A 1,853-nucleotide genomic window follows, 5' to 3' on the forward strand; every position below is an offset into this window, starting at 1 on the left:
TTCTTTCTTTCTTTCTTTCTTTCTTTCTGAATCCACCATGATTAAACCCTCACAATAATAGATCTTCGTTCAATTTCCCATAACGTTCCTGTATTTACGACCCGACGTATGTCGGGTGTCTGGCGAATGCCAGACCAAGGACGTACGTCCGCAGCGTAAATATTATGTTATCTGATGTACGGTAGCTCCTCGAATCACTTACTCAGCATGACTAAATTCCTTCCGAATCTCTTCTTTCTTTTCTTCAATAATTGCTTTTAATCTTGTGGCTTCTTTTTCGGTTATCTTTCCCTTGATTAAGTCGTCGTTGATCTCTACTCTAATATCTTCTAACAATCCTCTTGTTTGATATAATCTTAATCCTGTCCATTCTGTGATGAAAAAGTCTTCCTTGATCTTACCGTCTATATTGAAGTGTATTCGGTAGTAACCTACATGGTTGGATCGATATTCAATTCTAACCTTGACTTCGATATATTCCCGCTCTTTATTCCCTACTTCTATGTAATCTAAACTCTTGATGTGCAACGAAATATCTTCGATTAAGACTTTCAAATACTGTTCGTCATAATCCCAAAATAGTTCTTCAAATTCTTCCGGTTCCTCCATCCTAAAAGTCGTTACGTTAAGCCAGAACGCTTCTAACGCTCGATCTCTTGCATCGTGTTTGTACACCCAATTTCTTAAATCCTGTATATTCATAAGTTCGCTCATTTCATAAATGATTTTACCGTATTTCAGATAACGTTCCTGTATTCACGACCCAGCGCATGCTGGGTGTCCGGCGAATGCCGGGCCAAGGGCAAATGCCCGCAGCGTGAATATTATGTTATAAGAAGGATATGCTCTTTAAGCTTCAATAAATTCTTTTTAAATTACTTGTTGAATCATATAAATGCAATTTAAAGGTTCTACTAAATCCTTCAATTCCAGGAAACAAGGAATCCGGGGTTATATTCATCATTCTTAAATTTCTAATGGACTCTACAATCAAAGATTTATCGAAAATAAATTTGTATGCAACAATTTCACCTTGGTCATTAAATCCATTTTTGATATTGTACTCAGAAAGTAATTCATCAAAAGTTTTGTAATTTGAACTTGGAACTATGAAAAGTCCTTGTTGTTTCAAAATTCTTTCGTTACTAATTTGCGGTTCAAATGGATATACAAAAAATCCTGAGGTCTTTACATGTAAGAATAGTTTTTTAGATAGCTCTTCTTTTTTAAATTTCTTTTTGTTCATGCTAATAATATGTGTCAAGTTAATTGAATAAAGAGCAAACTCTGTTCTAGCATTTTCTACCGCAAAAAACAGACCAATGAAAGGCGAAAATGTCCAGTCAATCATCCTTGTTGGTGCACCATAATGTTGCATTAAAGATAACCATTCAAGTTTATTGTTTACATATTCATTATTAGACCCATCTTGAATTATTTTAATAATATCCAAATGATCATCCGGATTAATAGATAAATACAGATGTGATTGAGATTGAAACATTCTAATCAATTGCTCTTCATATTGATTTTTCTTCTTCCCCCAATCACCTCCACTAATGTGAATCAAATCTTTGGCTCGATCAATTTCTCTGAATAGACTTGAAGTTATCTTCCATTCACTCGATGCTTGACCTCTAAAGATCCATTCTTTAGACTTTAATTCAGTTATAGTTGAATAAAAATGAACCCAATCTTTTATAATAACTTCGTTCCACATAATTAATCATCCTCCCGATTTACTTAATATATCTTTCTTATAACGTTCCTGTATTCATGAACCCCGAAGGGGTTGTCTGCTGAAATCCCTCCTCGAAATCCATCCGCAGACCGAGGCTCCGAAAGGAGCCGCA

The 1,853-nt window shown here is 35.0% G+C and carries 2 protein-coding genes; both read right to left on the reverse strand.

Annotated elements, in window-relative coordinates; all coding sequences use genetic code 11:
* Window positions 1-198 precede the first annotated feature (198 nt).
* Window positions 199-714, reverse strand: coding sequence for a hypothetical protein (locus DFQ00_RS28600; RefSeq protein ID WP_244214035.1), 516 nt, complete (start codon window positions 712-714; stop codon window positions 199-201).
* A 142-nt stretch (window positions 715-856) separates the two neighbouring features.
* Window positions 857-1,720, reverse strand: coding sequence for an FRG domain-containing protein (locus tag DFQ00_RS28605; protein WP_110899770.1), 864 nt, complete (start codon window positions 1,718-1,720; stop codon window positions 857-859).
* Window positions 1,721-1,853 lie beyond the last annotated feature (133 nt).

Source organism: Paenibacillus barcinonensis (genome assembly GCF_003217495.1).
Taxonomy (GTDB): Bacteria; Bacillota; Bacilli; order Paenibacillales; family Paenibacillaceae; genus Paenibacillus; species Paenibacillus barcinonensis.